This is a genomic window from Pseudomonas sp. PME37.24/025, assembly GCF_055556615.1.
Window position 1 is genome coordinate 59,043 of sequence record NZ_JBVHNK010000004.1, and the last position, 19,572, is coordinate 78,614.

Annotated in this window: 20 protein-coding genes; 13 read left to right on the plus strand and 7 right to left on the minus strand. The window is 59.9% G+C overall.

The features are described 5' to 3' along the window. Window positions 1-33: 33 nt before the first annotated feature. Both ACZ3HH_RS08985 and ACZ3HH_RS08990 read right to left on the minus strand, forming a co-directional pair. Window positions 34-2,445 (minus strand): penicillin acylase family protein, encoded by a 2,412-nt coding sequence (locus ACZ3HH_RS08985; protein ID WP_465804113.1) that lies wholly within the window; start codon window positions 2,443-2,445, stop codon window positions 34-36. A 103-nt stretch (window positions 2,446-2,548) separates the two neighbouring features. Then, the gene (locus ACZ3HH_RS08990) at window positions 2,549-3,127 is read right to left on the minus strand and encodes a DUF6436 domain-containing protein (RefSeq protein ID WP_465804114.1); all 579 of its coding nucleotides are present in this window, start codon (window positions 3,125-3,127) and stop codon (window positions 2,549-2,551) included. A gap of 97 nt (window positions 3,128-3,224) precedes the next feature. Between ACZ3HH_RS08990 and bipL the strand changes: the two genes are divergently transcribed. Beyond that, window positions 3,225-4,172: a phospholipase BipL gene (bipL, locus tag ACZ3HH_RS08995; RefSeq protein ID WP_465804115.1), complete on the plus strand. Its 948-nt coding sequence runs from the start codon at window positions 3,225-3,227 to the stop codon at window positions 4,170-4,172. A 59-nt stretch (window positions 4,173-4,231) separates the two neighbouring features. Here the strand turns inward: bipL and ACZ3HH_RS09000 are convergent, their stop codons facing one another. After that, entirely contained in the window at window positions 4,232-4,984 is a 753-nt protein-coding gene (locus ACZ3HH_RS09000; protein WP_465804116.1) for a hypothetical protein, read from the minus strand. Window positions 4,985-5,117: 133 nt separating this feature from the next. On the opposite strand from ACZ3HH_RS09000, the gene ACZ3HH_RS09005 reads away from it, so the two are divergent. Together ACZ3HH_RS09005 and ACZ3HH_RS09010 are read left to right on the plus strand one after the other, a co-directional pair. Beyond that, window positions 5,118-5,750 carry a 2OG-Fe(II) oxygenase gene (locus tag ACZ3HH_RS09005; RefSeq protein ID WP_367373354.1) on the plus strand — a complete coding sequence of 211 codons (633 nt, stop codon included), beginning with the start codon at window positions 5,118-5,120 and terminating at the stop codon, window positions 5,748-5,750. 2 nt (window positions 5,751-5,752) lie between these two features. After that, window positions 5,753-6,238: a 2-thiouracil desulfurase family protein gene (locus tag ACZ3HH_RS09010; protein WP_465804117.1), complete on the plus strand. Its 486-nt coding sequence runs from the start codon at window positions 5,753-5,755 to the stop codon at window positions 6,236-6,238. A gap of 159 nt (window positions 6,239-6,397) precedes the next feature. Here ACZ3HH_RS09010 and ACZ3HH_RS09015 read toward each other — a convergent pair whose 3' ends face one another. After that, the gene (locus tag ACZ3HH_RS09015) at window positions 6,398-6,982 is read right to left on the minus strand and encodes a transporter substrate-binding domain-containing protein (protein ID WP_465804118.1); all 585 of its coding nucleotides are present in this window, start codon (window positions 6,980-6,982) and stop codon (window positions 6,398-6,400) included. A 135-nt stretch (window positions 6,983-7,117) separates the two neighbouring features. Here ACZ3HH_RS09015 and ACZ3HH_RS09020 point away from each other — a divergent pair, with 135 nt between their 5' ends. Beyond that, a complete protein-coding gene (locus ACZ3HH_RS09020) occupies window positions 7,118-7,543 on the plus strand; it encodes a DUF4399 domain-containing protein (RefSeq protein ID WP_465804119.1) in 426 nt (141 codons plus the stop codon). Window positions 7,544-7,605: 62 nt separating this feature from the next. Here ACZ3HH_RS09020 and serA read toward each other — a convergent pair whose 3' ends face one another. Beyond that, window positions 7,606-8,835, minus strand: a complete 1,230-nt coding sequence (serA, locus tag ACZ3HH_RS09025) for a phosphoglycerate dehydrogenase (protein WP_465804120.1) — start codon at window positions 8,833-8,835, stop codon at window positions 7,606-7,608. Between the two features lie 204 nt (window positions 8,836-9,039). On the opposite strand from serA, the gene ACZ3HH_RS09030 reads away from it, so the two are divergent. The 4 genes from ACZ3HH_RS09030 to ACZ3HH_RS09045 all read left to right on the plus strand — a co-directional run bounded on the left by ACZ3HH_RS09030 (window position 9,040) and on the right by ACZ3HH_RS09045 (window position 13,349). After that, window positions 9,040-10,434, plus strand: a complete 1,395-nt coding sequence (locus tag ACZ3HH_RS09030; protein ID WP_367373349.1) for an FAD-binding oxidoreductase — start codon at window positions 9,040-9,042, stop codon at window positions 10,432-10,434. 37 nt (window positions 10,435-10,471) lie between these two features. Then, on the plus strand, window positions 10,472-11,137 hold the full coding sequence (locus tag ACZ3HH_RS09035) for a fumarylacetoacetate hydrolase family protein (RefSeq protein ID WP_465804121.1): 666 nt from the start codon (window positions 10,472-10,474) through the stop codon (window positions 11,135-11,137). Between the two features lie 268 nt (window positions 11,138-11,405). Further along, the gene (locus tag ACZ3HH_RS09040) at window positions 11,406-12,335 is read left to right on the plus strand and encodes an SdiA-regulated domain-containing protein (RefSeq protein ID WP_465804122.1); all 930 of its coding nucleotides are present in this window, start codon (window positions 11,406-11,408) and stop codon (window positions 12,333-12,335) included. Window positions 12,336-12,431: 96 nt separating this feature from the next. Beyond that, window positions 12,432-13,349 carry an SdiA-regulated domain-containing protein gene (locus tag ACZ3HH_RS09045; protein WP_465804123.1) on the plus strand — a complete coding sequence of 306 codons (918 nt, stop codon included), beginning with the start codon at window positions 12,432-12,434 and terminating at the stop codon, window positions 13,347-13,349. Window positions 13,350-13,492: 143 nt separating this feature from the next. On the opposite strand, the gene rpiA is transcribed toward ACZ3HH_RS09045, so the two are convergent. Then, a complete protein-coding gene (rpiA, locus tag ACZ3HH_RS09050) occupies window positions 13,493-14,167 on the minus strand; it encodes a ribose-5-phosphate isomerase RpiA (RefSeq protein ID WP_007897721.1) in 675 nt (224 codons plus the stop codon). A 347-nt stretch (window positions 14,168-14,514) separates the two neighbouring features. On the opposite strand from rpiA, the gene ilvA reads away from it, so the two are divergent. From ilvA to ACZ3HH_RS09070, 4 genes are read left to right on the plus strand one after another with little or no spacing between them, the layout of a single operon-like run. After that, window positions 14,515-16,029 carry a threonine ammonia-lyase, biosynthetic gene (gene ilvA, locus ACZ3HH_RS09055; RefSeq protein ID WP_052964603.1) on the plus strand — a complete coding sequence of 505 codons (1,515 nt, stop codon included), beginning with the start codon at window positions 14,515-14,517 and terminating at the stop codon, window positions 16,027-16,029. A 39-nt stretch (window positions 16,030-16,068) separates the two neighbouring features. Further along, window positions 16,069-16,482 (plus strand): DUF2269 family protein, encoded by a 414-nt coding sequence (locus tag ACZ3HH_RS09060; RefSeq protein ID WP_465804124.1) that lies wholly within the window; start codon window positions 16,069-16,071, stop codon window positions 16,480-16,482. Between the two features lie 15 nt (window positions 16,483-16,497). Continuing rightward, window positions 16,498-17,754, plus strand: coding sequence for an SDR family oxidoreductase (locus ACZ3HH_RS09065; RefSeq protein ID WP_465804125.1), 1,257 nt, complete (start codon window positions 16,498-16,500; stop codon window positions 17,752-17,754). Then, on the plus strand, window positions 17,751-18,218 hold the full coding sequence (locus ACZ3HH_RS09070; protein WP_465804126.1) for a DUF2269 family protein: 468 nt from the start codon (window positions 17,751-17,753) through the stop codon (window positions 18,216-18,218). Before ACZ3HH_RS09065 ends, ACZ3HH_RS09070 begins: the two co-directional genes overlap by 4 nt. 53 nt (window positions 18,219-18,271) lie before the next feature. On the opposite strand, the gene ACZ3HH_RS09075 is transcribed toward ACZ3HH_RS09070, so the two are convergent. Then, entirely contained in the window at window positions 18,272-18,928 is a 657-nt protein-coding gene (locus ACZ3HH_RS09075) for a histidinol-phosphatase (protein ID WP_465804127.1), read from the minus strand. Between the two features lie 143 nt (window positions 18,929-19,071). On the opposite strand from ACZ3HH_RS09075, the gene ACZ3HH_RS09080 reads away from it, so the two are divergent. After that, window positions 19,072-19,551 (plus strand): RNA pyrophosphohydrolase, encoded by a 480-nt coding sequence (locus ACZ3HH_RS09080; RefSeq protein ID WP_008064982.1) that lies wholly within the window; start codon window positions 19,072-19,074, stop codon window positions 19,549-19,551. Window positions 19,552-19,572: the final 21 nt, after the last annotated feature.

Genomic DNA, 19,572 nt, shown 5'->3' on the forward strand with positions numbered 1-19,572 from the left:
GCCCGCGAAGGCGTCAGCCCGGCCAACTAAAATCTACTGCGCAGCCCGCGCCGGCAACAGCTTCAACGTACTGCGAGTATTGGCCGTCACTTCTTCATCATTGAAATGCGCCTGGTAGTAAACCCCCTCGATATACGCCTCGGCCTGATCGGCATAGTGGCTGTCGAACGGCACACCGCTCTGGCCGACCGGGTTGATGGTCAGGCTGTGGGCGGGGTCGGCGAAGTCGATCAGGCGCCGCGTCGACGGGCCGTAAGTCACGGGCCACGGCGCCGGGCCGATCTTGGCCGAGAGGTTGTTCGGCACTTCGTGGGTGCCGGGCGCGGCGAATGGCCCGACGTTGAAGATCCGCTCCAGCGGTTTCTGCGTCCCCAACGGATGGCCGTGAGTCAGGGTGTGCGCCTTGCCCCACTTCCATTGTGTCGAATCAGTACCAAGGGTGGTTTTGAGGTGAGCCATGCTCGCTTGCCAGGCAACCTTGACCGTATCGGCGCGGGTTTCCTTGCCGGGGGTGTTGCGGTTGTCCCACCACGGTGAGTCGGCGGAGGCCGCCAGACGCGGCAGTGCGGCATCGATCACCCGAGTCGGGAGCAGCGTTTCGAAGAAGTCATTGCCCAGTTCATCGCGCATCGCCGCGTCGGCAAGGTTGAACAAGAACTGGTTGAACAGCGTGGCGCTGATGGAGTCCAGCGGGTAATCGCCGCTCCACTGCGCCAGTTGCTCCACCAGTTTGAGCTCGGCGGGATCGCTCACCACTTCACGCAGTACCGGTAGCAACGGCGCCAGCAAACGTGGACCGTAGTCGGTGGTGGTGCCCAGTTGCAGCTTCTGGTTGGACTCGTTGTCCCACTTCATGTTCTTGTCGCTGAGTTGACGATTGAGCTGCTGACCGCGATCGGCGAGGTTGTAGTAACCGGGAATTTCCATGCCGGTCGGCGACACCGGTTGGAAGTTGGCCGAGACGATATAACCCCGCGCCGGGTTCTCTTCCTGTGGGTTGGCACTGAACGGGTAAAAGCCTTCCTTGTCTGCCTGAGGGGTACTGCCGTCGAGGATGAAACCGGGCTTCACTCCGGCCGGGCGCTTGGGCAGCAGCGCCGAGGCCCACCAGCCGATGTCACCCTTGGCGTTGGCGTAGACAATGTTCAGCCCCGGTGCCTGGATCTTGGCCGACGCGGCGCGGGCCTTGGCCAGGGTGTCGGCGCGGTTGAGCTGATAGAAGCCGTCTAGGATCGGATTCGGCGTCTCGAGGAAGGCCCACCACATGGCGACCGGCGTCTTGCCGGCGGCGGTGCCGAGCGCATCGTTGATGATCGGGCCATGGGGCGACTGGCGCAGGGTCAGCGTGACCGGTGACTGGCCTTTGACCGCGATCTGTTGTTCGGTGTTGACCATGTCGACCCACTGGCCGCGATACCAGACCTGGTTCGGGTTGTCCGGGTTGACCTTCTCTGCGATCAGGTCCAGATCGTCGTTCTGGAACATCGTCAGGCTCCAGCCGAAGTCCAGATTGTGGCCAAGGAACGCAAACGGCACCAGCGCCTGGTGGTAGCCATACAGCTCGAAACCCGGTGCCGACAGGTGCGCTTCGTACCACACCGACGGCACCGAGAAGCGAATGTGCGGGTCGCCGGCCAGCAGTGGCTTACCGCTTTTGCTGCGGTTGCCGGAAATCGCCCAGGCATTGCTGCCTTCGAATTGTGGCAGGCCATTATCGGCCAGCGCCTGCTCACTCAAACGGGCGAGGGCGTTCAGACCCTTCCAGTCATTGGCGGTAAGGGCCGGCGCAGGGTTGGCGCGCCCTTTGGCCAGCACGCCCTTGGGCTGCCAGTCGAGATCGAAGATGTTCAGGTACTCGGCGCCCAGTTGGTCACGCACGTAAGTCAGCAACGGTTCGGTGCGAAACGCCGCAGCAAAGCTGTAAGCCATGTAGCCGGCGATGCTGATGCTGTCTTCGGCGGTGAAAGGGCGCTTGGGGATCCCCAGCACATCGAACTCTACCGGCGCAGCGTGGCTGTCCTGATATTGATTGATGCCGTCCAGATAAGCTTGCAGGGCCTTCCACGCCGGCGACTGACGATCCAGCGCGGCCACGTAGCTTTCAGCCCGTTCGCGGATGCGCAGGCTGCGAAACAGTCTGTCGGTGTCGAGCAGTTTCGGGCCGAGGACTTCGGCCAGTTCACCACGGGCCAGACGCCGCACGGCTTCCATCTGGAACAATCGGTCCTGGGCCTGCACATAGCCGAGGGCGCGGTAGAGGTCGGTTTCATTTTCGGCACGGATATGCGGCACGCCGCGCACGTCGTAGCGCACGGTCACCGAACCTTGCAGGTGTTGCAATTGCACCTGGCCCTGGCGCGTCGGTTGCTTGCTGTACACATACCAGCCGCCCCCGGCGACGAGTACGACGATCAGCAAGGCAAGTACGGTCAGGACGCGTTTCATGGTGACTCCTTGTTCTTTCGGGATTGCTGCCCGTGTGGGCTGCAAACGTGTAGCACAGACCTCCTGTGCCTGGCATCGCGGTCCTGGAAAAGTCAGGAATGCCTTACTTCACCTCAGTAGGCCACGGGCAGTAGCAACCCACCGCCAGCGTATGGGTGGCGTTCACCGCCCGGCCTTCATTCAGCGCTTGCAAGATAGGCTCGATAAAGCTGTTGCTCGAATTGCAGGTCAGGCCTTCGCTGTACGGACCGAAATACGCCAGCTTGCCACTGCGGTCCCAGATCGCCACCGCCGGGCTGGCGGGGATTTGTTCGGAGCCTGGCAGGACGGTGATGGTTTTCAGGCGACTCAAGGTGCTGGGCAATTGACCGTGGCTGCCGGGCTTTTGGACCGCATAGAACTCGACGCCCTGCGGTACATAGCGCTCAACCAGTTCGGTCAGGTGTTGTTGGTTGCCGACATTGCACGGGCAGGCCGGGTCCCAGAAGTGCACCAGGCGAATGGCGCCGGGGCCGGCAAGTTCGTCCGGCAGGCGCAATGGGTCGCCGGAGAACACCGCAGTGTGCGAACTGAAGGCGCGCAAGTAGCGCCCCTGAAACCAGTCATAGGCGGCCCACAGCACGCCGGCACACACAAGGGCGAGCAGACTGGCAAGCAGTGTGGTGCGGTAGGCCGGACGCATGGGTTTCAATCCTCGAAGGTCGGCTAGCTTGCCATGCTTGCCGCGACAGATGAATATCGCAGGCCCATAAAGTCCGTTTCGCGCTCTGGAATAGCCCATGTCTGCCACTTTCGACCCCGATCATTTGCGTGCCAGCCTGCGGCCATTGGCCGAGTGGCAGCCGCTGTCGGCGGAGGCGATGGCCTATCAGCATTTTTATCGGCTGGATTTTCCCCGGCGAACCTTGCGCAGTGGCCTGGGGCGTTTCGAGGTCGATGGCTATGAAGTGGTCAGCCAGCTCTGGTGGCCCGAGCGGGCGAAGGCGACGCTGTTTCTGTTTCACGGTTTCTACGATCACACCGGGCTCTATCGGCATGTGATCGAGTGGGCGCTGGACCAGGGTTTTGCGGTGATCGCCTGTGACCTGCCGGGGCATGGCCTTTCCAGCGGCGAACGGGCGAGCATCAAGGATTTCGCCGAGTATCAGAGCACGCTGCAAGGTCTGTTGGCCGAGGCGCAATCGCTGGGCCTTCCGCAGCCCTGGCACCTGTGCGGGCAAAGCACCGGCGGGGCGATCGTGATCGATCATGTGCTCAATCAGGGGGCGAACAGTCCCGCCCAAGGGCAGGTGATTCTGCTGTCGCCACTGGTGCGTCCGCGAGCCTGGGGCTGGTCGCAGCTCAGTTATTACTTGCTCAAGCCGTTCGTCAAAGGCATCGCCCGGCGTTTCAGCGAGAACTCCAGCGACCCTGACTTCCTGACGTTCCTGCAAGCCGATCCGTTGCAACCGCTGCGTCTGCCAACGGCCTGGGTCGGTGCGCTGGGTCGGTGGATCAAGCGCATCGAAGCGGCACCGCGCAGCCCGCGGCGGCCGCTGATCGTGCAGGGGCAGGCGGACATGACGGTGGATTGGAAGCACAACCTTGAGGTGTTGCGGGGCAAGTTCGATCGGCCTCAGGTGCTGATGCTGCCTGAAGCGCGGCATCATCTGGCGAATGAGTCACCGGGATTGCGGCAGGAGTATTTCGGGTTTTTGACTAAGCGGATGAAGGGGCGGAATCTTTAGCGGTAGGCAGGGCCCCATCGCGGGCAAGTCCGCGATGGCGATCAGACGGACACCAAAAACTATTGGGCAAGGCTCGACGTACTCTGTCCCACCGCCAACCCCGCCCGAATCGCCGCCAATGCCGCTTGGTAGTAAGCCTTGCCTTCAATGGACTCGGCAAAAGTCGCGAACTCTTCCAGCTCGTCATCCGACAGGTCGCGATAGACATACAGCAGCGTGTTGTTCAGGTCGGCGCCGATCTGCTCCATCAGGCGCTGGCGCTGACCGTTCAACATGCCTTGCGCCTGGCCGCCGCCGAGCAGGCCGGGGATCATCGAGCTCAGGCTGTCGGCCGCCACGCCCGCGATCGCCAGGCTGACTTCAGCGCCGGCCTCGCGAGCGGGCAGGGCTTGGGCCAGGTGCCCGATGATGAGTTGACGGGTATCGCTGGCCTGAATTTTCGGCAAGCCCTTGGCGTTTTTCGCCAATTGGTCGCGACGGGTCGCCAGCAGTTCGGCGGCGACGATTTTCTTGCCCAGGGCCGATTGAAAGAAGGTCAAGGCAGGTTTTGGATCGGCAAGCTTTTTGCGCAATTGCGCTTCGGCACGCTGGTCCATGGCTTTGGGAGCAAAGCGCTGATTGCTGTTGTTGACCAGAGCCTGGAACACCGCCGGCGGCAGGCTGTTCTGGTAACGCTGCTGAGCGGCCGAAAGAGCATCGTTGAAATGCGCGCGTTGTTCTGGCCAACCGGCGACCTTGTACAACTGGTCGTGGCCGTCCGCCCAAGCGGGCAAAACGCAGAACATTAACAGTGAGAAAAGCAAGCGACGCATAGGGACTCCTGTCAGCAGGCGACTATTCTCCGTGCGGCATTCGTACTTGTCGAGAATTCGTATCAGGTTGAGTGCCTTATCCGACCAATCCTCCGCTACGCGGCTCTGTCGGATTTGCGGGCACAGGAATACTATGCGCGCCATGCAAATATCCTCTGATCATCCGCTGCTGTTACGTATCGTCGACGACCTGGCTGAGCGCGGCTGGTCGCGGCAGAATATTTTCCTGCCTCTGGATCTGACCCAGGCGCTGGCAGCCGAGTGCCGAAAACGTGCCGCTGAGGGTGAGCTCGCCCCGGCCGCCGTGGGGCGCGGGCCGTTTTCGGAAATTCGCGAGGGCATTCGTGGTGACCATATCCAGTGGATAGAACCCGGTCAGGCCGAGGCCTGCGACCGTTATCTGGGGTTGATGGACAGCCTGCGTGAGGCGATGAATCGCGGTTTGTTTCTGGGCCTGGAAGATTTCGAAAGCCATTTCGCCCTGTACCCGCCTGGCGCTTTCTACCTAAAGCATGTCGACCGTTTCCGCGACGACGACCGGCGCATGGTCTCGGCGGTGATCTACCTCAATGACGGCTGGCTGCCCGAGCATGGCGGTCAGCTGCGCATGTACCTCGACGAAGGCGTCGAACACGATGTGGTGCCTACCGGCGGATGCCTGGTAGTGTTCCTGTCGGGCGAAGTCCCTCACGAAGTCCTGCCTGCGACCCGAGATCGCCTGTCGTTGACGGGCTGGTTCCGGCGTCGTGGCAACGAGCCGTTCTGATCATGCAAAAGATTCTGGTAAGCCGCTGTTTGCTTGGTCACCGCGTCCGTTACGACGGCGGCGCCAGTGGGCCATTCAACCTGTTGGAACAGTGGATTGCCGAAGGCCGGGTGGTGCCGTTGTGCCCGGAAGTCGCCGGCGGTTTACCGACGCCAAGGGCCGAGGCGGAGATTCCGGGCGGGCAGGGCGCTGAAGTGCTTGATGGCCTTGCATCGGTCATCACCACCGAGGGCGAGGACGTCAGTGCCGAGTTTCTTTCGGGGGCTTATCAGGCGCTGGAACTGGTGCAGCAGCACGGCATCCGCATTGCCGTGCTCAAGGCCAACAGCCCGTCTTGCGGGAATCTGCTGACCTATGACGGGACGTTCAGTGGCGTGAAGGTCAGTGGTGAGGGTGTCACCGCGGCATTGCTCAAGCGCAATGGTGTCCAGGTTTTCAGCGAGCGGGAGTTGGCCGAAGCGGCGATAGCTCTGGCAACCCTCGACTAACGGCCCTGCACAAATCCCTGTGGGAGCGGGCTATGTGGCGAGGGGGCTTGCCCCGTTCGAGTGCGCAGCGCTCGCAGATTCTGGGTCCGCCGCGCGACCCAACGGGGGCAAGCCCCCTCGCCACAACCCGCTCCCACAGGGTTACTCGTCAGCCTTGAATCAGGGTTTCGGCGCCACGCTCGTATCCGCCCCGAACCACTTTTGCGACAACGCTTCCAATCGGCCATCCCCCTTGATCCGCTGCAAGGCGTTTTCGAGGCTGACGTGGAACGCCGGGTTACCCTTCTGAAACGGAATCGCCAGGCTCACGGTCTGGCTGGCTTTCGGCTTTTCCTCCGTCAGTGACTGCACCAATAGTATTGAGCGCGGTTCTTCCTTCTGCGCGATCAATTGCGCATCGGTTTGAATGTAAGGTTGGCTGAAGTCGAAACGCTCCGTGAGCGCCGGGGTCTCTGTGATGTGGTTGATGGCCACGTCGTATTTGCCACTTTCGACGCCGGTCAGCAAATCACTGGAATCGGTGACGACAAAGTCGGCGCGCACATCCAGCTCAGCGGCCAACAACTGCCCCAGCTCGACCTCGAACCCGGTCAGTTTGTCGTCCTCCTTGAAATTGAAGGGCGGTGTATTAGCCTCAAGGGCAATGCGCAATTCGCCGCGGTCGTTTACATCGTCAATCAGTTCGGCATGAGCCAAAGGGCTCAAAAGGGGTAGCAGGCAGATCAGGCCAGGCAAAAAGCGCATGGTCACTCCTTTGAATTCATTTATCGCGACGCGCTGTTCAGGCTCGCTTTGCTATGGTTATTGAGTGACTTCGACAACGAATGGCCGTGAAGTTGTCACGGTCGAGCGGATTTTACGGAAAAACTGGAGAAGAGAATGAAAAGCTTTATGTCACGTGCAGCGTTGGCTGGCCTGTTGCTGGGTGCATCGATGTTGGCAACGGCTGCTACACCGGCTCCCAAAGGTGCAGAAGTGTCCATCGTTTCTCCTGTGGACGGAGCCACGGTTCCGCAAACCGTCGTCGTCAAGTTCGCTGTCGAGAACATTGCGCTAGCGCCTGCGGGCGATGTCACCAAGAACACCGGCCATCACCACTTGCTGATCGATGTCGATGAGCTGCCAGCCGCCGGTGCACCGATCCCCAACGATGCCAACCACCTGCACTTTGGCAAGGCGCAGACCCAGGCTGAAGTAAAGCTGACGCCGGGCAAACACACCTTGCAGCTGGAGTTGGGCGACAGCGGTCACATGCCGTTCGATCCGCCGATCGTGTCGGAGAAAATCACCGTCAACGTTAAGTAACATTTGTCGCGCCCATGAAAAAGGAGACCCGAAGGTCTCCTTTTTTGTCACTCAAGTCACTATCAGAACAACACGCGGCAACGAATGGTGCCGTTGATGTGCTGCAACTTCTCTTGGGCAATTTCCGAGTAATCGGCGTCGACGTCGATCACGACGTAGCCGACTTTCTCGTTGGTCTGCAGGAACTGACCGGAAATGTTGATACCGTTTTCGGCGAAGACCTTGTTGATCTCGCTCATCACACCCGGAATGTTCTCGTGGATGTGCAGCAGACGGTGCTTGCCAGGGTGAGCCGGCAGAGCCACTTCCGGGAAGTTCACGGACGATACCGACGTACCGTTGTCGCTGTACTTGACCAGTTTTTCCGCCACTTCCAGACCAATGTTGGCCTGCGCTTCAGCGGTGGAACCACCGATGTGCGGGGTCAGGATCACGTTGTCCAGGCCACGCAGCGGGCTTTCGAACTCTTCTTCGTTAGAGCGCGGCTCCACCGGGAATACGTCGATGGCCGCGCCGATCAGGTGCTTGTCCTTGATCGCGTCCGCCAAGGCGTCCAGTTCAACAACAGTGCCGCGAGCAGCGTTGATCAGAATGCCGCCCTTCTTGATGGCGCGGATTTCTTTCTCACCGATCATCCATTGGGTGGCAGCGGTTTCCGGAACGTGCAGGGTGACGATGTCGGACATGCCCAACAGCTCGTGCAGGTTGCCGACCTGGGTGGCGTTACCCAGTGGCAGCTTGGTCACGGTGTCGTAGAAGTACACCTGCATGCCAAGGCCTTCAGCCAGAACGGACAATTGAGTGCCGATCGAGCCGTAACCGACGATGCCGAGCTTCTTGCCACGGATTTCGAAGGAATTGGCTGCGCTCTTGATCCAGCCGCCACGGTGGCAGGAAGCGTTCTTCTCAGGAATGCCGCGCAGCAACAGGATCGCTTCGGCCAATACCAGCTCGGCTACGGAGCGAGTGTTGGAGTACGGCGCGTTGAATACCGCGATGCCGCGTTCGCGAGCCGCGTTGAGGTCGACCTGGTTGGTGCCGATGCAGAAACAACCAACCGCCACCAGTTTCTTCGCGTGATCGAAGATCTCTTCGGTCAGTTGAGTGCGGGAGCGAATGCCGATGAAGTGAGCATCAGCGATCTTTTCCTTCAGCTGGGCTTCCGGCAGAGAACCTGTGAGGTACTCGATGCTGGTGTAGCCCGCCGCCTTGAGGACGTCGACAGCCGATTGGTGGACGCCTTCGAGAAGAAGGAACTTGATCTTGCTCTTATCGAGAGAAGTCTTGCTCATCTGCGTAAACCTGTATCCCGGAGAAAATTGGCAGGAGATAGCCAGCAGACGCTGACCCGGACGGCAAGAAAGCCGTCACCGCAGAACAGCCTTTGGGCACTATCCTGCGGGGTCGGTATGCTAGCATATGCACCCCGCTAAACACTCATTCCTGCGACGTGAAGCGTCTTCAGGATGACCATGAATTGTTCGAGAGTTCTGTCGATGACCAATCCTGCCCTGATTGATGAGCTGAAGACCCTGGTTGAGCCTGGCAAGGTGCTGACCGACGCCGACTCCCTGAATGCTTACGGTAAGGATTGGACCAAGCATTTCGCCCCGGCCCCGACGGCCATCGTGTTTCCCAAGACCACCGAGCAGGTCCAGGCCATTGTTCGTTGGGCCAATGAACACAAGGTGGCGCTGGTGCCGTCCGGCGGTCGTACCGGGCTTTCGGCTGCGGCCGTGGCCGCCAATGGCGAAGTGGTCGTGTCCTTCGACTACATGAACCAGATCCTCGACGTGAACCTGACCGACCGCACGGCCGTTTGTCAGCCAGGCGTGGTCACCGAGCAATTACAGAATAAAGCCGAAGAACACGGCCTGTACTACCCGGTGGACTTCGCGTCGGCAGGTTCCAGCCAGATTGGCGGCAATATCGGCACCAATGCCGGCGGGATCAAGGTGATTCGCTACGGCATGACCCGCAACTGGGTGGCCGGCATGAAGGTCGTCACCGGCAAGGGCGATCTGCTGGAACTGAACAAGGACCTGATCAAGAACGCCACAGGCTACGACCTGCGTCAGCTGTTTATCGGCGCCGAAGGCACGCTGGGTTTTGTGGTAGAGGCCACCATGCGTCTGGACCGTGCGCCGAAAAACCTCACCGCAATGGTCCTCGGCACCGCCGATTTCGATTCGATCATGCCGGTGTTGCACGCGTTCCAGAGCAAACTTGACCTGACCGCCTTCGAATTCTTCTCTGATAAAGCCTTGGCCAAGGTCATGGCGCGCGGCGATGTGCCGGCACCGTTTGAATCCGATTGCCCGTTCTACGCGCTGCTGGAATTCGAAGCGACCACTGAAGAAGTGGCCAACCATGCCCTGGAAACCTTCGAGCACTGCGTCGAGGAAGGCTGGGTGCTGGACGGTGTGATGAGCCAGAGCGAAACCCAGTTGCAGAACCTCTGGAAGCTGCGCGAGTACATCTCCGAAACCATTTCCCACTGGACGCCGTATAAAAACGACATTTCGGTCACTGTGTCGAAAGTCCCGGGGTTTCTCAAGGAAATTGACGCGATCGTCGGCGAACACTACCCGGATTTCGAAATCGTCTGGTTCGGCCACATCGGCGACGGCAATCTGCACTTGAACATCCTCAAGCCGGATAACCTGAGCAAGGACGAGTTCTTTGCCAAGTGCGCGACTGTCAACAAGTGGGTGTTCGAAACCGTCGAAAAGTACAACGGTTCGATTTCCGCCGAACACGGTGTGGGCATGACTAAACGTGACTATTTGACCTACAGTCGCTCGCCGGTTGAGATCGAGTACATGAAAGCCGTCAAAGCGGTATTCGACCCGAATGGCATCATGAACCCGGGCAAGATTTTCGCTGTTTGATTCTTCGAACTTTAAAAGCACGAAGCAGGAGTCGGTAATGAGCTACCAGCACCAGTATGTCGACGGTACGCGTATTCATTTCCCGCTGGGAAAAGTGGTATGCATCGGCCGCAACTACGCCGAACACGCCAAGGAACTGGAAAATCCGGTGCCTACTGAGCCACTGCTGTTCATCAAACCGGGCAGTTGCGTGGTGCCGCTGGAAGGCGGTTTCAGCATTCCAGCCGAGCGTGGCTCGGTGCATTACGAGGCGGAAATCGCCGTGTTGATTGGCAAGCCATTGTCGACCAAACCGAGCCGTGAAGAAGTGCTGGATGCCATCTCCGGCATCGCCCCGGCGCTGGACCTGACCCTGCGCGACAAACAGGCCGAGCTGAAAGCCAAGGGCCTGCCGTGGGAAATCGCCAAATCCTTCGATGGCGCGGCGGTGATTGCACCATTCGTGGCGGGCAGTACCTTCGCCGACCTGACCGACATTGGCATCCGCCTGACCATCAATGGCGAAGTCCGCCAGGATGGCAACAGCAAGGACATGCTGAACCCGATCGTGCCGATGATCCAGTACATGGCCGGCTGCTTCTCGCTGCAGGCCGGTGATGTGATTCTCACGGGTACGCCGGTGGGCGTTGGTCCGCTGAATGTCGGTGACGAACTGGTGCTCGAACTGCCGGGCGCCAGCCGCTTCACCAGCAGCGTCCGCTAGCACAAACACCGCAAAACCCTGTGGGAGCGGGCTTGCCCGCGATGGCGGTCGTTCAGTCAACATCAATGTTGACTGTTATGGCCTCATCGCGGGCAAGCCCGCTCCCACAATGGTTTTTAGCGTTCGCAAGTTTCTGTGTTTACACAGGGCAATCCCGCCATTTCCCGTTTTTTTCACATTTTGTCCGGATAATTCCGGGGCTTCTGGCGTCTGAGCCAGTCCCAATGTGCTATTACCCATAGCCTGAATTTCTGGAACGCATCCCTGCATGGCCACCCAACCGCTGCCCAAGCTGAAAACTGCCCGCCGCTCGCGCTTTGTCATGCGGTGGTATTCCTGGCTTTTGCTGGTGGCGGCTGCCGTGTATGGCCTCATGTTTGCGATGCACTGGGATGATCGCGGCGTGCTCTGGGTGATGGAACGTTTTGAGAGCCCGGCCGAACGTCAAGAGAGTGTCTGGCTGCCGGATTACCGGACGGTGATCGATGCCAAGCTATTGCCGGGCATGGAGAAGGATGAAGCATCGGACGTGTCTTATGACCCGCAGACCAAAACCCTGTTTGCGGTGATGGGCAAGAACCCGTTTCTGGTCGAATTGACGTTGCAAGGCGACGTGTTACGCAAGATGCCGCTGGTGGGTTGGGGTAACCCGGAAGGCGTGACGGCCATGGGTAACGGTTTGCTGGCGATTACCGATGAGCGCAAACACCTGCTTTCCATCGTCAAGGTCGATGCCGATACTCGCGAATTGAATATCGACAGTTTCCCGAAATATGACCTTGGCCCGTCGAAAAACCAGAATAAGGCCTTCGAGGCGATCGTCTGGGATGCGCGCAACCAGCAACTGCTGCTGGGTGAAGAGCGTCCGCCGGCACTGTTCAGCTGGAAAAGCGACGGAAGCCAAATCCTCAAGGGCGACAAGCAAAAGCTGCCCAGCGATGAGCTGGACATCCGCAATCTCTCGGCCCTGGCTATCGATCCGCGCACCGGCCACACCCTGGTGCTGTCCGCCGACTCTCACTTGTTGCTGGAATTGAACGAGAAAGGCGAGCAGGTCAGCTTCATGACTTTGCTTGGGGGGTTCAATGGTCTGAAGGAAACCATTCCTCGTGCCGAAGGCGTGACCATGGACGAAGCGGGCACGCTGTACATGGTGAGCGAACCGAACCTGTTCTACCGGTTCGAAAAACAACCGTAGAGTTCGGTAATTGTGGTCGAAGGCCACTGGCCATTAAGCTTGAATTCATACTGCCGTGGTATTTCATCCGCCCGTCTTGTTGCCGAGCTCGCCTGAATGCGCCGACTTGCCCGTCCCAAACCCCTGATGCTGATCCTGTCGGTAATTGCGCTGATCGTGCTGATTGCCGTCGGCCAGTACCTGCGTCTGTTCGAGCGCACCTGGTTCAATGTGCAGGCGTTATGGCAGCCGATGAATGCCCAGTCCATTGGCCTGGATCAGTATCAGGTAGCAATCGAGGCGCAAGTCATTGATGGTCTGGACGCCGATGTTTCGGCGCTGACCTTCGATCCCGTGCGTAAAAGCCTGTTCACCGTTACCAACAAAAATGCCGAACTGATCGAATTGTCCCTGGAAGGCAAAATCCTGCGGCGTGTGGCGTTGGTCGGGTTTGGCGACCCGGAGGCGGTGGAATTCATCAGTGCTGACACTTACGTGATCACCGACGAGCGCAAGCAACGGCTGATCAAGATTCATCTGGAAAAGGACACGACGTTCCTCGATGCCGCGGACGCCGAGCAGATGACCCTCGGCGTGCACATGAGCGGCAACAAAGGTTTTGAAGGGTTGGCCTATGACTCGGCGGGCAAGCGTTTGTTCGTCGCCAAGGAGCGCGACCCGATGCTGATCTACGAAGTTCAGGGCTTCCCTCATTACAACCCGGAGAAATCCTACGCGGTGCATGTGGTGAACAACCCCAAGCGCGATGCCGGGATGTTCGTGCGAGACCTGTCGAGCCTGCAATACGACGAGCGCAGTGGCCATCTGTTGGCGCTGTCCGATGAGTCACGACTGATTCTGGAGCTGGATGTCGATGGGCGACCGCTGACCACCTTGTCACTGAGCAAGGGTCGTCAGGGATTGCAGAAGACTGTGCCGCAAGCAGAAGGCATCGCAATGGACGACGACGGCACCTTGTACCTCGTCAGCGAGCCGAACCTTTTCTACGTCTTCAAAAAGCCGGCACAACCCTAACCAACAACCCAAAACACTGTGGGAGCGGGCTTGCCCGCGATGACGGCCTTTCAGTCAACATCAATGTCGAATGTGACGGCCTCATCGCGGGCAAGCCCGCTCCCACAGGTATTTTATTTGCCCATAAATCCGGGCGATTTCGCTTACTGGGCGCGCAGGGTTTTCACGCCTTCACTCGTGCCCAGGAGCAGCAAATCAGCCGGGCGGGCTGCGAACAAGCCGTTGGTGACCACGCCGACGATCGCATTGATCTGTGTTTCCAGTTCCACCGGGTTGGTGATCTGCATGTTGAACACATCGAGGATGATGTTGCCGTTGTCGGTCAGCACGCCTTCACGGTAAACCGGGTCGCCGCCGAGCTTCACCAGTTGGCGGGCTACGTGGCTGCGGGCCATCGGGATCACTTCCACGGGCAGCGGGAACGCACCGAGCACAGGCACCAGTTTGCTGGCGTCGGCGATGCAGATGAAGGTCTTGGCCACGGCCGCGACAATCTTCTCGCGGGTCAGGGCTGCGCCGCCGCCCTTGATCAGATTCAGGTGTTCGTCGCTTTCATCGGCGCCATCAACGTAGAACTCCAGGTCGCTGACGGTATTGAGCTCATACACCGGAATGCCGTGGCCCTTGAGGCGGGCGGCGGTGGCTTCGGAACTGGCGACCGCGCCATCGAACGCGCCTTTGTGCTTGGCCAGGGCATCGATGAAGCAGTTGGCGGTGGAGCCGGTGCCGACCCCGACGATGCTCTTGTCGTCGAGTTTCGGAAGGATGAAGTCGACGGCGGCCTGGGCTACGGCCTGTTTGAGTTGATCCTGGGTCATGCGGGCTCCGAAGTGCCGAAAGGGGAACGAAAGGCCGGCATTATAGGCCTCGCGATGGGGAAGGTCATTGTCGGTATGTCGAATGGTGGCGAGGGGCTTGCCTGTGGCGAGGGGGCTTGCTCCCGCTCGGCTGCGCAGCAGTCGTAAAGCCTGCCGATGCAGTGTGTCTGAAAGATCGGGGTGTCCGTTTTGGGGAGCGCTTCGCGCTCCAACGGGAGCAAGCTCCCTCGCCACAATGAGTTTCTTGCGCTCGCGAGCGGCTAAAACCACCTGTTTAGTGTGGTCGCCCGCCCGAAAGCCGGGTTAGACTCCTTGGCCCTGCCCAACCCGCTCAGTGATGCTTTCCGATGCTCGAACAGTACGTCAAAAAGATCCTCACCTCGCGCGTTTATGACGTTGCCGTAGAAACCCCATTGCAGACTGCCCGCCAGCTCTCCGAGCGGCTGGGCAACGATATCTGGCTCAAGCGTGAAGACTTGCAACCGGTGTTCTCGTTCAAGATTCGTGGCGCCTACAACAAGCTCACGCAACTGAGCGATGAAGAGCGCGCTCGCGGCGTGGTCACCGCGTCGGCGGGCAACCATGCGCAAGGCTTGGCCCTGGCGGCCAAGGTCCTGGGCGTGAAAGCGACCATCGTGATGCCCAAGACCACCCCGGAGATCAAGGTCGAAGGCGTGCGTTCGCGCGGCGGCAAAGTGGTGCTGCACGGGGATTCGTTCCCGGAAGCCCTGGCCTACTCGCTGAAACTGGTCGACGAAAAAGGCTACGTCTACATTCACCCTTACGACGATCCCCACACCATTGCCGGGCAGGGCACGGTGGCCATGGAGATTCTGCGCCAGCACCCTGGGCGCCTGGATGCGATCTTCGTTCCGGTGGGCGGCGGCGGGCTGATCGCCGGGATCGCGGCGTACGTGAAATACCTGCGCCCGGACATCAAAATCATCGGCGTCGAACCGGATGACTCCAACTGCCTGCAAGCCGCCATGGCGGCCGGCGAGCGGGTGGTGCTGCCGACCGTGGGGCTTTTTGCCGACGGCGTTGCAGTGGCCCAGATCGGTCAGCACACTTTCGATATCTGCAAAGATTACGTAGACGAAGTCATCACCGTCAGCACCGACGAAATCTGTGCGGCAATCAAGGATATCTACGACGATACCCGCTCGATCACTGAACCTGCCGGCGCCTTGGGCGTGGCCGGGATCAAGAAATACGTCGAGCAACGCGGCGTAACCGGCCATACGTTTGTGGCCATTGATTCCGGTGCCAACGTCAACTTCGACCGCTTGCGCCACGTGGCCGAGCGGGCTGAACTGGGCGAGGGCCGCGAAGCGATCATCGCCGTGACCATCCCCGAGAAACCGGGCAGCTTCAAGGCGTTCTGCGAAGCCATCGGCAAGCGTCAGATCACCGAATTCAACTACCGCTACAACACCGGCAGCGAAGCGCACATCTTTGTCGGCGTGCAGACGCATCCGGAAAACGACCCGCGCAGTGCGCTGCTCGCCAGTCTCACCGAGCAGGGTTTCCCGGTGCTCGACCTGACCGACAACGAACTGGCCAAGTTGCACATTCGCCATATGGTTGGCGGGCGTGCTGCCCAGGTTGTCGATGAAGTGGTGCTGCGCTTCGAGTTCCCGGAGCGTCCGGGTGCGTTGTTCAACTTCCTCAACAAACTCGGCGGGCGCTGGAACATTTCGATGTTCCACTACCGCAATCACGGCGCGGCGGATGGCCGTGTGGTCGCGGGCCTGCAAGTGCCGCACGATGAGCGTCATCTGGTACCGGCCGCGCTGGAAGAAATCGGTTACCCATACTGGGACGAAAGCGATAACCCTGCCTATCAGCTGTTTCTCGGCTGAGCGGCTACGCTGATGGGCACGGCCTAAGGAAGAAAACACATGGAAACCCTGACTACCCTCAAAGTCCTCCACGTCGCGGCGACCATTGTGTTGCTGGCTTGCGGTCTGGGGCTCGCGGTTCTGACCTGGCGTAAGCGTGGCGAGGGGCCGGCCAGTACGCTGCGCCGGCCGTGGTTGTTTGTCTGGTATCTGGCGCTGCTGTGCATGCTCAGCATGCCGTTCACAGGCTGGTGGCTGGTACATCTGGTCGGCTGGCCGTTGGGTCAGACATGGGTGCTGGGTTCCAGTGTCATCTATGTCATCGCGGCGTTTAGCGCACTGTGGCTGCTGGCGCGACTGAATCGCCTGCGCACCGGCGGTGCCGGCAGCTGGAAGTTCACGCTGGGGCTGGCGATCGTCAGTGGCGTCGGTTTTCTCTCCATTGCTGCATTGATGGGTGCAAAACCTGTTTAAGCAACAAGGACGTTCATGAAAATTCTATTGGCGGGTGGCACAGGTTTTGTGGGCCGCCATCTGTTGCGTGCGCTGCACGGTGCGGGCCATTCGGTCATTGCCACCAGCCGCGAACCTCAGGCTCCGGGTTGGCCGGGTGTTGAGTGGCGGCGACTGGATCTCGGGTTATTGGCGGGCGATCCCGCGCATTTTGTTTTTCCCTACGATGTCGATCTGTTGATCAACGCCGCCGGTCTCCTGAGCGTCGACGCGCAGACGCTGAGTCTGATTCAGGATTGCGGCACCCGAGTGTTGTTCGATCAGGCTGCGCGCCAGGGTGTCCGGGTGCTGCAGATTTCCGCGCTGGGGGCGGCGGCTCAATCCGATGTGCCGTTTCTTGCCAGCAAAGGTGTGGCAGACGAGCATCTGTTGGGGCTGAACATCGCCTCAGTCGTCTTGCGGCCCTCGCTGGTGCTGGGCGCGGGCGGTGCGAGCAGTGCCTGGCTGGCCGTCCTTTCCCCTTGGCCGTTGATCCCCTTGCTGGATCTCAAGGCTCGGCTGCAACCCCTGCATATCGATGATCTGGTGGGTGCTGTGATGGCCCTGCTGCGGCAATGGCCGGCTCAGTCAATGGTGTTGCCGCTCGTTGGCCCCGAGCCGATGACGCTAGCCGAGGTCATCGATCATATGCGAGCGGCGCAGGGTTGGGCGCCCGGGCGATATGTAAAGGTACCTGACTTGTTGACCCGCGTGGGCAGCTGGCTGGGAGACCGATCCGGCTGGCGAGCCTTGAACCGGCAAAGCGTGACCCTGGCGCAACGGGACAACCTGGCTGACCCCGAAGTACTGGCTTCGGTCTGCTGCTATCGCGCCGCGCCTGTGCAAATCTGTTTGCAAGACTGGCCCTCGGTGGCTCAAAGCAGTCAGCGTGCCTTGCGCCCGCTGATGTTGGCGGTGCTGGCACTGATCTGGCTGGGGACGGCAGTGGTTTGTCTCGGCCCCGGCTACGAGTGGAGCCTGCGGATCATGGCTGAAACCGGCATACACGGTAGCTGGGCGAAGTTTGCAGTCATCAGTGGCGCCGTGTGTGACGGCTTGCTGGGGTTGGGGATGCTGTTCAAGCGCTGGCGCCGATTGGCGTTGCGGCTGCAATTGGGCTTGATGCTCGGTTACACCGTCTGCATCAGCTTCGTGCTGCCCCATTACTGGTTTGATCCTTACGCGGCTGTTGGCAAGAATCTGGTGCTGATGGTGGCTACTTTATGGCTTCTTTGGACTGAACCCCGACGATGAGCGCTTATCTGCTACTGAAAACCCTGCACATCCTGTCGTCGACTATTCTCTTTGGCCTTGGAGCCGGGTCCGCCTATTACGCACTTCGGGCCTGGCGCACCGGCAAGGTCGAAGTGATTGCTGTCACCTTCAAACATCTGGTTTTTGCCGACTGGGCTTTCACCGCCACCACGGCCGTTCTCCAGCCGCTGAGCGGTTTGGGCCTGATGCATCTGGCAGGCTGGCCGCTGCAACAGACCTGGCTGATGTGGAGCATCGGTCTCTATTGCCTGGCGGGGATTTGCTGGTTGCCGGTGGTGTGGCTGCAAATCCGCGTGCACAAAATGGCCGACAAGGCTTTGCTGGAGGGCACGCCTATGCCGATCAAGGCAGTGACCTACATGCGCTGGTGGTTTGCCTTGGGCTGGCCGGCGTTTTTGGCTTTCATGGCGATCTTCTACCTGATGGCGGCCAAGCCCGCTTGAAAGCACGCCCACAGGGGGGGCGGCGGCAACCACTGTGGGCATTGAGACGGCTTTTAGTCGCGCAGGCTGATCACCGGCCAACCGCGCTTTTGCGCTTCGGCCCGCAGATTCGGGTCCGGATCAACAGCAATCGGATTCGCCACCTGTTCCAGCAGCGCCAAGTCATTCATCGAATCGCTGTAGAAATAGCTGTCTTCCAGGTTATGGCCGGTCTCTTCCAGCCAACGATTCAACCGCGTCACCTTGCCTTCACGGAAGCACGGAACATCGGTGCTGCGCCCGCTGTAACGGCCGTCGATCATTTCGCATTCAGTGGCGATCAGGGTTTCAACACCTAAACGTGCTGCAATCGGCCCGGTTACAAAGCGGTTGGTGGCGGTGATGATCACCAGCTTATCGCCGGCCTCACGGTGCTTGGCCAGCAGTTCGATAGCCTTGGGCAGCACGATCGGTTCGATGCAGTCGCGCATGTAGTCCAGGTGCCATTGATCCAGCATGGCCATCTCGGTGCGGCCGAGAACTTCCAGACAGAAGTTCAGGTACGCGTCGTTATCCAGCTTGCCGGCCAGGTAATCCTGATAGAACTCGTCGTTGCGTGCCTTGTAGGCGACGGCGTCGAGGAAACCGCGTTCGCACAGATAATCGCCCCAGGCGTGGTCACTGTCACCGCCCAGAAGCGTGTTGTCCAAGTCGAATAAAGCCAGCCGCATTGCAGTTACTCGCTGAAAAGTCTGTAGAAAGGTGTCCAGAATACGGACTTTTCACAAGAGTGCACATAAGGTAGGTCGGCTCGTTGCTGCTTTCACAACCTTTGTGGAACAATGCGACGACATGCGTTTGCGAGGTTGTTGCCGTGATCGACCCCGATGGTTTCCGCCCCAATGTCGGGATCATTCTGACGAATGATGCCGGCCAGGTGCTATGGGCTCGCCGTATCAATCAAGATGCCTGGCAGTTTCCACAGGGAGGGATCAACCCCCAGGAGACGCCGGAAGACGCCTTGTACCGCGAGTTGAACGAAGAAGTGGGCCTGGAGCGCGAAGATGTTGAAATACTCGCCTGCACCCGGGGCTGGTTGCGCTATCGTTTGCCGCAACGTCTGGTCAGGACGCACAGCCAACCGCTGTGCATCGGCCAGAAGCAGAAATGGTTTCTCCTGCGCCTGGTCTCCAACGAGCAGCGGGTGCGGATGGATTTGACCGGTAAACCGGAATTCGATGGCTGGCGCTGGGTCAGTTATTGGTATCCGTTGGGCCAGGTGGTGACATTCAAGCGCGAGGTTTATCGCCGCGCTCTCAAAGAGCTTGCCCCGCGCCTTTTAGCGCGCGACTGACGACGGAGTTCGACCCCGAGC

What these genes read in the sequence shown, in the direction of transcription:
- ACZ3HH_RS09040 (WP_465804122.1), top strand. Translation starts at nt 11,406, where the DNA reads ATGGCCACCCAACCGCTGCCCAAGCTGAAAACTGCCCGCCGCTCGCGC.
- ACZ3HH_RS09075 (WP_465804127.1), bottom strand. Translation starts at nt 18,928, where the DNA reads ATGCGGCTGGCTTTATTCGACTTGGACAACACGCTTCTGGGCGGTGAC.
- ACZ3HH_RS09010 (WP_465804117.1), top strand. Translation starts at nt 5,753, where the DNA reads ATGCAAAAGATTCTGGTAAGCCGCTGTTTGCTTGGTCACCGCGTCCGT.
- ACZ3HH_RS08985 (WP_465804113.1), bottom strand. Translation starts at nt 2,445, where the DNA reads ATGAAACGCGTCCTGACCGTACTTGCCTTGCTGATCGTCGTACTCGTC.
- ACZ3HH_RS09005 (WP_367373354.1), top strand. Translation starts at nt 5,118, where the DNA reads ATGCGCGCCATGCAAATATCCTCTGATCATCCGCTGCTGTTACGTATC.
- ACZ3HH_RS09000 (WP_465804116.1), bottom strand. Translation starts at nt 4,984, where the DNA reads ATGCGTCGCTTGCTTTTCTCACTGTTAATGTTCTGCGTTTTGCCCGCT.
- ACZ3HH_RS08990 (WP_465804114.1), bottom strand. Translation starts at nt 3,127, where the DNA reads ATGCGTCCGGCCTACCGCACCACACTGCTTGCCAGTCTGCTCGCCCTT.
- ACZ3HH_RS09035 (WP_465804121.1), top strand. Translation starts at nt 10,472, where the DNA reads ATGAGCTACCAGCACCAGTATGTCGACGGTACGCGTATTCATTTCCCG.
- ACZ3HH_RS09045 (WP_465804123.1), top strand. Translation starts at nt 12,432, where the DNA reads ATGCGCCGACTTGCCCGTCCCAAACCCCTGATGCTGATCCTGTCGGTA.
- bipL (WP_465804115.1), top strand. Translation starts at nt 3,225, where the DNA reads ATGTCTGCCACTTTCGACCCCGATCATTTGCGTGCCAGCCTGCGGCCA.
- ilvA (WP_052964603.1), top strand. Translation starts at nt 14,515, where the DNA reads ATGCTCGAACAGTACGTCAAAAAGATCCTCACCTCGCGCGTTTATGAC.
- ACZ3HH_RS09070 (WP_465804126.1), top strand. Translation starts at nt 17,751, where the DNA reads ATGAGCGCTTATCTGCTACTGAAAACCCTGCACATCCTGTCGTCGACT.
- ACZ3HH_RS09065 (WP_465804125.1), top strand. Translation starts at nt 16,498, where the DNA reads ATGAAAATTCTATTGGCGGGTGGCACAGGTTTTGTGGGCCGCCATCTG.
- rpiA (WP_007897721.1), bottom strand. Translation starts at nt 14,167, where the DNA reads ATGACCCAGGATCAACTCAAACAGGCCGTAGCCCAGGCCGCCGTCGAC.
- ACZ3HH_RS09020 (WP_465804119.1), top strand. Translation starts at nt 7,118, where the DNA reads ATGAAAAGCTTTATGTCACGTGCAGCGTTGGCTGGCCTGTTGCTGGGT.
- ACZ3HH_RS09030 (WP_367373349.1), top strand. Translation starts at nt 9,040, where the DNA reads ATGACCAATCCTGCCCTGATTGATGAGCTGAAGACCCTGGTTGAGCCT.
- ACZ3HH_RS09015 (WP_465804118.1), bottom strand. Translation starts at nt 6,982, where the DNA reads ATGCGCTTTTTGCCTGGCCTGATCTGCCTGCTACCCCTTTTGAGCCCT.
- ACZ3HH_RS09060 (WP_465804124.1), top strand. Translation starts at nt 16,069, where the DNA reads ATGGAAACCCTGACTACCCTCAAAGTCCTCCACGTCGCGGCGACCATT.
- serA (WP_465804120.1), bottom strand. Translation starts at nt 8,835, where the DNA reads ATGAGCAAGACTTCTCTCGATAAGAGCAAGATCAAGTTCCTTCTTCTC.